This is a genomic window from Mycobacterium sp. TH-M106 (assembly GCF_057473765.1).
In genome coordinates, this window is record NZ_JBYCLE010000073.1 from 1 (window position 1) to 7,255 (window position 7,255).

The window sequence follows — 7,255 nt, forward strand, 5'->3', positions numbered from 1 at the left end:
TGATCTCGTTGCGGAAGCTCTTGCCGGTCTGCGCGATGCCGAACGGCGGCTTGCGCCGCGCGGTGGTGACCACGTTGGCGAAGTTGACGAAGATGCCTTGCGCGGTTTCGGGCCGCAGATAGTGCAGCCCCTCGTCGGTTTCGATCGGCCCGAGATGGGTCTTGAGCATCATGTTGAACTCGCGCGGCTCGGTCCACTGCCCCGGCTGACCGGTTTCGGGGTCGCGGATGTCGGCCAGCCCGTTCTCCGGCGGGTGACCGTGGCGGGCCTCGTAGGCCTCGATCAGATGATCGGCGCGGTAGCGCTTGTGGGTGATCAGCGACTCCACCAGCGGGTCGTGGAACACCTCGACGTGACCGGAGGCCACCCACACCTCGCGCGGCAGGATGATCGAGGAGTCCAGGCCGACAACGTCGTCGCGAGCCGTTACGACCGATTTCCACCACTGCCGCTTGATGTTCTCCTTGAACTCCACCCCCAGTGGTCCGTAGTCCCACGCCGATCGGGTGCCGCCATAGATCTCGCCGGACGGGTAGACCAGGCCGCGCCGCTTGGCCAGGTTGACGACGGTGTCGATGACGGACGCCACGAGGTGGTGCACTCCTGTCTTGAGCTTGGGCAACGATCAGTCATCGTAGCGGCCCGCGGCGGCGACTTTGACATGCATGATCGCGCATGTAACAGTGGAAAGTCACTGGAAACGATCCCAACAGTGCTTCATCTGCGCCCGTGGAGGTGGGCATGTCCGCACCCAGCGTGGCCGGCGAACGCCACCGGCACGCTGCTGTGCCGTCCCCGGCGAACCCGCCGCGGGCGATTCTGGACGCCGCCGGCGAGCTGCTGCGCGCGCTGGCCGCGCCGGTGCGCATCGCCATCGTCTTGCAGCTGCGCGAATCCCCGCGCTGTGTGCACGAGTTGGTCGACGCGCTGGGGGTGCCGCAGCCGCTGGTCAGCCAGCATCTGAAGATCCTCAAGGCGGCCGGCGTGGTCGCGGGCGAGCGGTCCGGCCGCGAGGTGTTCTACCGGCTGGCCGACCACCACTTGGCGCACATCGTCGTCGACGCGGTGGCCCACGCCGGCGAGGAAGCGCCGTGACCGCGCCCGGGGTTCGTTCCACCCGGCAGCGAGCCGCCATCTCGGCGCTGCTGGAGACACTGGAGGAGTTCCGCTCCGCCCAGGAGCTGCACGACGAGCTGCGCGCGCGTGGCGAGAACATCGGCCTGACCACCGTCTACCGCACTCTTCAGGCGATGGCGGCCGCCGGCGCGGTGGACACGCTGCGTGCCGACACCGGCGAGTCGGTGTACCGGCGCTGTTCGGATCAGCATCATCACCACCTGGTGTGCCGCAGTTGCGGATCCACCGTCGAGGTGGGCGACCGGGAGGTCGAAGCCTGGGCGACACGGGTGGCGGCCGAACACGGCTTCTCCGACATCAGCCACACCATCGAGATCTTCGGCGTCTGCAGCGCCTGCCGGAGGTGACATCGGCGTCACCACCGCGTCGGTATGGGGTCGTCGAAAAGGTCGTAGGTGCCGGTGGTTTTCCACTGCTGCACCGCGCGGTGCGGAACGCCGAACCACCGCACGTGCGGTGCCACCTCGGCCACGGGGCAGGCTCGGTCGCTCAGATGACCGGTCGGGACCTCCTCGGCTGACATCGGCTCGCTGAGAAAGGGATTGAGGACTCGCATGCCGAACAGGACGAGGTTGTAGGTTCCGGGCAGCGCAGCCGAGGGCACGATCATCGCGGTTGCCCCGCTGAGCCGAACAGCGTCGGCGAATGCCTGGGTGCGGGTGTAATCGTCGCCGACGAGCTCGTCGGGTGTCAGCCCGTAGCCGGCGCAATCTGCGAAGTCGACCCGGACCACCTCGTCGACGTCGATGACCGCGGCCCACAGGTTCAGCACGACATCGTCCGGATCGCCGTGCGGGCCGAGGTGGTGCCGAAGCATCTCGGCGGCGGGGCCGAGCGGATGCAGGCTGAGGTACTGCACGGTCTGGCTGCTGGCCCGGTGGAAACGGCCGGCGCGCGAGCTGGGAAACGCCCACCACGGCGAGTCGTACGACGCGTGCCGGAATCCCGTCAGCCTCATACCGTCATGGCGCGAGCCGCGGCCGCGGCGTTGACAAGCCGGGGAAAAGCCGACGGGTCGTCGAGCAATTCCACCGGACACCGGCCGAGTACGGGGTGCTCCCGATAGAACCAGGCGACCACGCCGGGACCGGTGAAGGTATGGCGTAACTGGTTGACGACTTGTCCAACGACCCGGATGCGCGCGGCATCATCTGCCGCCGGCGTCGGCCCGTCATTTGCGAGCCAGCGCTGCAGCTGGCGGACCGAGACGCCGAGCAGCCCCGCGAGAGTCTTTTGCGGGGCCGCCAGGACCTCGGCTGTGCGTGCCAGCACGGCGCCTACCGGCACGTCATCGCCGTACGGCTGGTTTTCGGTGATATCGCGCAATGCCTGGCGGAATTGCTCAAGCCCACTGCGAACGTCACGCCGCCGGTCTGCGGCGTTGTCGTGGCGCAGTGCTTTTTCGGCGCGAAACGCCGCCGCCCACAGCGTCGTCATCAGATAGGGGTCAACCTGCATGCGCAGCGGTGTGGCGGCACCCAGGGTCGACTCGAATCCATCGATGAGCTGGGCAACCTCGTCCGGGACGGTGTTGGACCGCTGCAGCAGCTTGGTGGCTTCATTGACGCGGTCGAGTAGGCCGTGAAGCTCCGCGGCTGTCGTAGGCATGTCGTCATCATACGACGTGTCTACGCCGAGATGGTCGCCTATGCGTTCAGTCGGCGTTCAGTCGGTCAGTGCACGGCGGATGTCGGCACCCTTGTCGAGCACCAGCAGAACGAGGGTTCGCAACGCATCGTCGGTCAGGCCGGCGCCGGGAAAGTTGTAGCGCAGCATGACGTCGGCGGTCTTGCCGGAGTTGCGCTGGGCCTTCTCGATGAGCGTCACCGAGCCGAGCTGGGTGCCGTCGGCCTGCGCGGCCACCCGGTCGCGCAGCTTCTTGGTCAGCGGCAGATCCCAGGCCAGGATCTGGGTGAGCGCCACCAGGTCCAGGTCCTCGGCGATGGTGACCACCCGCAGCGACGCCCACGTGCCGGCATGGCCGACGGTCAGCGCACCGTCGGCCTCTTCGTCGACGGCCAGCACCTCCGCCAGCGTCGACGCCAGCCGCGCCTGCAAGGACGGCGAGGACGGCGAGGACGCCATCATGCGCTCCCGAACCGGCGCTGCCGCGACGCGTATTCTTCGCAGGCCGCCCACAGGTCGCGGCGGTCGTAGTCCGGCCACAGCTTGTCCTGAAAGATGTATTCGGCGTAAGCCGCCTGCCATAGCATGAAATTGCTGGACCGCTGCTCACCGGAGGTGCGGATCAGCAGGTCCACGTCGGGCATGTCGGGGCGGTGCAGGTGCCGGGCTACGGTGGCCTCGGTGACGCGTTCGGGGTTGAGCCTGCCGGCGACGGCTTCGCGGGCGATATCCTTTGCGGCTTCCGCGATTTCGGTGCGGCCTCCGTAGTTGACGCAGTAATTGATGGTGATGACGTCGTTGTGCACGGTCATGTTCTCGGCGATCTGGAACTCCTTGATGACGCTGCGCCACATCCGCGGCCGCGAGCCCACCCAGCGCATCCGCACCCCCATCGCGTCGAGGTTCTCCCGACGGCGGCGCACCACGTCGCGGTTGAAGCCCATCAAGAACCGGACCTCCTCGGTGGAGCGTTTCCAGTTCTCGGTGGAGAACGCGTACACCGTCAACCACTTGACGCCGATTTCGATGGCGCCGCAAGTGATGTCGATCAGCACCGCCTCCCCCATCTTGTGGCCCTCGGTGCGGTGCAGGCCGCGACGGGTGGCCCAGCGACCGTTGCCGTCCATCACAATGGCCACATGGTTGGGCAGCTGGTCGGCGGCGATCAGCGGGGCGGCGGCCTTCGAGGTGTGCTGCGGCGGGCGGGCCGGGCCTGTGCCGGGCGGTACCGGCAGATCGGGGAAGACCACCGGCCAGGTCGAGGTGTCCGGAAACGTCGGGTAATCATCGGGCGCGGCGGGCAACTGCGGGAAGCTGACGTCCTTTCTGCTGCGCCCCCGCTGGGGGCTGACGGCCCTCTTCGTCGCCATGCGCCATATCCTGCCCGACCGCCTCGGCGCCGCGGCGGGCAACTCGGTGATCCGTTCGAGGCCAAGGGGAAAGCCGCGCACGCCGGAGTGTGCTGCGGCCGGTGAGACGAAAGCTAACGTTACGAGTTCCCGGGCAGCGCCATCGAGACAAAATCCAGCCGCCACAGCGATTGGTAGAACTTGCGGCCGAATTTCTCCAGATCGGACACACTGGCCCGCGGCGACCCGCCGGCCTCCGACACGCTCGCGGCGATCTGCCGGACCGTTTTGCGGCCGTCGATGTGCTGGACGAACGGCAGCTGGGCCGGGTTGAGGCGCATGCGCCAGCCCGGGCGGAAGATCTCGGTGCCGGACAGGCCGCACCGCATGCGCAGCAGCGGAACGTAATCGAGACTCTCCGACGTCGAGAAGTCGATGACGTAGCTCTGCTTGGGCCGGTCGGGACGGCACGCCATGAAGAAGTGCCGGGCGTTAAGGGTGTGAACGCGCTCCATCACTGACCAGATCTTCTCCTCCGGCAGCTCGTTGACCGCGCCATAGAACCCGCCCGCTGGTCCTGTCACATCGTGCGCGTAATACGGCGCCTTGAGCAGCCAGTGCTGAAATTCCAGTCCGGCTGACCTGACCAGGTCCAGACAGTCGTCGACACTGTAGCTTTTCGCACGCCCGTGCAGGAACGTATCCACCAGACCAGCGTCGGATGGCAAATCCTGCGCAATCTTGAGATAGCTTTGGACCGGGTGATCCGGCGACAGCCGCGCCAGCGCCTGCCTGACCAATTGGACCGAGGTGTCGTCCTGACCGAAACCCATGTCCCGGAACACCGATTCCATTATTTCGATTCCGATTCGGCCGTACTTCGCGTACAGCATTACTGCGACGACTCCATCCGGCCGCAGACAGCCGGCGAGCGCCTTCATGCCGGCCTGCGGGTCGGCCAGGTGATGCAGCACGCCGGTCGACACCACCAGGTCGAAGTCGAGTTTCAGCGTGGACAACTCCTCGATCGGCAGCAGGTGCAGCTCCATGTTCCACAGCCCGTGCTTGTCCTTGAGATACTGCTGGTGGTCCAGGGACTGCTGGCTGACGTCGACCGCCACCACCCGCGCGGCGGGGTTGGAGTAGGCGAAGACCGCCGCCTGGTTGGTGCCGCAACCCGCGACGAGAATATCCGCGTCGGGTTTGTATTCCCGGTCCGGCCATAAAATCCGATGCGCGTGGCTCGGGTCGAACCATTCCCAGTTGCCGTCCAGCCATGCCGCTAGGTCATTTATCGGCGGCGGATACGTCCACCGTTGGTACTGGCGAGAAACGACGTCGGCGCGTGGGTCTTCGCTCACTTTGGCTGGGCCTCTCCGTGTTTCATTCTTGATCGACATTCGCGGATCTGAGTTTAGCCGGGATCTGACCCCCGGGTGCCGCCTCGGGCACGCTGGACCCAGGGTAGATCTCTGCCGGCCGCCGACCGGGTTTAACCGGGCCGGCCGGGCTGACCGGGCTGACCGGGCTGACCGGGGGCTCCACCGGGGGAGCCGGGCGCACCGCCGGCGCCGCCTTCTCCGCCCGCGCCGGGTTGACCGCCGGGACCGGCGGAGCCGCCCTGGCCACCCTGGCCACCCTGGCCACCATGCCCGCCTGCGCCGCCTGCGCCGCCTGCGCCGCCCTGGCCGCCCTGACCGCCGGCACCGCCCTTGCCGCCCTGCCCGCCCTGGCCACCGTGACTGCCGTCGCCGGGCGTTCCGTCGGCGCCGGGCGCACCGTTGGCGCCGGGCGCACCGTTGGCTCCGTCGGTACCGGCGGCGCCGGGCGCCTCCGCGCCAGCCTGACCTGAAGCGGTGGCCTCACCGCCGGCGCGGCCCGGGGCGGGGGCGTCAGCGGCGGCGCCGCCGTCGACACCCTCGGCCGCGGGGCGCGTGGGCGTGGTGTCGGTGCCGACGGCAGCGGTGCCGTGTTCGCCCCCGGGGTGGCCCGGGACGGTCGTCTCGGAGCCGCCGTTGTCATCGTCGCCGGGCGCGTTGGTGGGCAGCGGAACGACGAGGACGGGGCCGGTGGCGAGGATGTCGGCGTGGGCGCCGGGGGCTGCGTGGGCGACTGGTGTGAATGCCGCCGGGCTCACCGCCGCCGCCAGGAACATCCCGGCCGCCGTGCCCAGACCGAGCGCTGGTCGCTGCCGTGGGCTGGCGTTGCGTGGCTGGCGGCTCCGCATGGCGTGGTGCTGACTGAGCATCGGTGCGCCTCTCGTTTAACCGTCTCGTTTTCGGGTTGCACCAGCTTACCGTGAGCGAGCTGGCGGTTTGATGAAAGTGGGTCGTTGGGTGGGATCGACTTGCGCGTCAAGGGACTGCCGCGGGTGTGGTGCGAGCGCACCGGGTTCGCCATGGAAAGTTCGCCGGTGCGAGTGGTTGATGTCGTCGGTCCAAGCCGGCATTGGCCGCTCGGGGGTGGTGGCCGGTTGGGGGCGGGTCAGCCGGCGGCGCCGGTTTTGCCCGGACTGCCGGCGGTGCCCGCAGCACCGTCGGCGCCGGATGTGCCGGGGCTGGTGCCCGAGCCGCCGGCGCCGCCGGTGCCGCCCGCGCCGGCGGCACCACCTGCGCCGGCCGCACCGCCCGCGCCGGGCTCGCCGTCGGTGCCGGAGTCACCCGATACCGCTTGCCCGCCGGTGCCGGCTTGCCCGCCGGTCCCGCCGTCGCCGCCGGTCGCTCCGTCACCGCCGTGACCACCCGCCCCGCCGTCACCGCCGTAAGCGGCCAAACCCGTGTGAGCATAAGCCCAGCCGCCAGTCCCTCCGGCTCCGCCGGTCCCGCCGGCCCCGCCGGTCCCGCCGGCCCCGCCCTGACCGCCGTTGCCGGCATCGCCGCCGACGCCGTGGGCACTCAATGCGGCACCCCCGTCGCCGCCGGCCCCGCCGACCCCGCCGTCACCGCCGGCACTCAAGGCGTTGCCGCCGGCGCCGCCGCCGCCGGCGGCGCCGCCACCGATATAGGCAGTGCCACCCATTGGACCGGGGTTGCTATCCGCTGCGCCGCCGCCCTCACCGCCGGCCCCGCCGTGGCCGCCGGGGGCGCCGGTGCCGCCGGCGCCGCCCTCACCGCCGTTCCCGCCGGCTCCGCCGTTGCCGGCGA

General features: G+C 69.4%; 10 protein-coding genes. 2 read left to right on the forward strand and 8 right to left on the reverse strand.

Translation table 11 applies throughout. The features are described from left to right. The coding region (locus AC2VOP_RS02425; RefSeq protein ID WP_486959499.1) for a glycine--tRNA ligase at positions 1–601 on the reverse strand (601 nt) is incomplete at its 3' end. 140 nt (positions 602–741) lie between these two features. On the opposite strand from AC2VOP_RS02425, the gene AC2VOP_RS02430 reads away from it, so the two are divergent. Beyond that, on the forward strand, positions 742–1,095 hold the full coding sequence (locus tag AC2VOP_RS02430; RefSeq protein ID WP_486959490.1) for an ArsR/SmtB family transcription factor: 354 nt from the start codon (positions 742–744) through the stop codon (positions 1,093–1,095). Next, positions 1,092–1,484, forward strand: a complete 393-nt coding sequence (locus AC2VOP_RS02435; RefSeq protein WP_486959491.1) for a Fur family transcriptional regulator — start codon at positions 1,092–1,094, stop codon at positions 1,482–1,484. The genes AC2VOP_RS02430 and AC2VOP_RS02435 overlap by 4 nt, the downstream gene beginning before the upstream one ends. 8 nt (positions 1,485–1,492) lie before the next feature. Here AC2VOP_RS02435 and AC2VOP_RS02440 read toward each other — a convergent pair whose 3' ends face one another. The 7 genes from AC2VOP_RS02440 to AC2VOP_RS02470 form a co-directional block, all read right to left on the reverse strand. Continuing rightward, positions 1,493–2,095 carry an RES family NAD+ phosphorylase gene (locus tag AC2VOP_RS02440; RefSeq protein WP_486959492.1) on the reverse strand — a complete coding sequence of 201 codons (603 nt, stop codon included), beginning with the start codon at positions 2,093–2,095 and terminating at the stop codon, positions 1,493–1,495. Beyond that, a complete protein-coding gene (locus AC2VOP_RS02445) occupies positions 2,092–2,745 on the reverse strand; it encodes a hypothetical protein (protein WP_486959493.1) in 654 nt (217 codons plus the stop codon). Before AC2VOP_RS02445 ends, AC2VOP_RS02440 begins: the two co-directional genes overlap by 4 nt. A 57-nt stretch (positions 2,746–2,802) precedes the next feature. Continuing rightward, positions 2,803–3,222, reverse strand: a complete 420-nt coding sequence (locus AC2VOP_RS02450) for a hypothetical protein (RefSeq protein ID WP_486959494.1) — start codon at positions 3,220–3,222, stop codon at positions 2,803–2,805. Continuing rightward, entirely contained in the window at positions 3,222–4,133 is a 912-nt protein-coding gene (locus tag AC2VOP_RS02455) for a decaprenyl diphosphate synthase (RefSeq protein ID WP_486959495.1), read from the reverse strand. Before AC2VOP_RS02455 ends, AC2VOP_RS02450 begins: the two co-directional genes overlap by 1 nt. 119 nt (positions 4,134–4,252) lie before the next feature. Continuing rightward, positions 4,253–5,473, reverse strand: a complete 1,221-nt coding sequence (locus AC2VOP_RS02460; protein ID WP_486959496.1) for a class I SAM-dependent methyltransferase — start codon at positions 5,471–5,473, stop codon at positions 4,253–4,255. Between the two features lie 131 nt (positions 5,474–5,604). Next, on the reverse strand, positions 5,605–6,360 hold the full coding sequence (locus AC2VOP_RS02465; protein ID WP_486959497.1) for a hypothetical protein: 756 nt from the start codon (positions 6,358–6,360) through the stop codon (positions 5,605–5,607). 236 nt (positions 6,361–6,596) lie between these two features. Further along, positions 6,597–7,255: hypothetical protein (locus AC2VOP_RS02470; RefSeq protein WP_486959498.1), on the reverse strand; the 659-nt coding region annotated here is incomplete at its 5' end.

Excerpts from the sequence above, each read along its gene's own strand:
- AC2VOP_RS02430 (WP_486959490.1), top strand. The coding sequence starts at position 742 with ATGTCCGCACCCAGCGTGGCCGGCGAACGCCACCGGCACGCTGCTGTG.
- AC2VOP_RS02465 (WP_486959497.1), bottom strand. The coding sequence starts at position 6,360 with ATGCTCAGTCAGCACCACGCCATGCGGAGCCGCCAGCCACGCAACGCC.
- AC2VOP_RS02455 (WP_486959495.1), bottom strand. The coding sequence starts at position 4,133 with ATGGCGACGAAGAGGGCCGTCAGCCCCCAGCGGGGGCGCAGCAGAAAG.
- AC2VOP_RS02445 (WP_486959493.1), bottom strand. The coding sequence starts at position 2,745 with ATGCCTACGACAGCCGCGGAGCTTCACGGCCTACTCGACCGCGTCAAT.
- AC2VOP_RS02440 (WP_486959492.1), bottom strand. The coding sequence starts at position 2,095 with ATGAGGCTGACGGGATTCCGGCACGCGTCGTACGACTCGCCGTGGTGG.
- AC2VOP_RS02450 (WP_486959494.1), bottom strand. The coding sequence starts at position 3,222 with ATGGCGTCCTCGCCGTCCTCGCCGTCCTTGCAGGCGCGGCTGGCGTCG.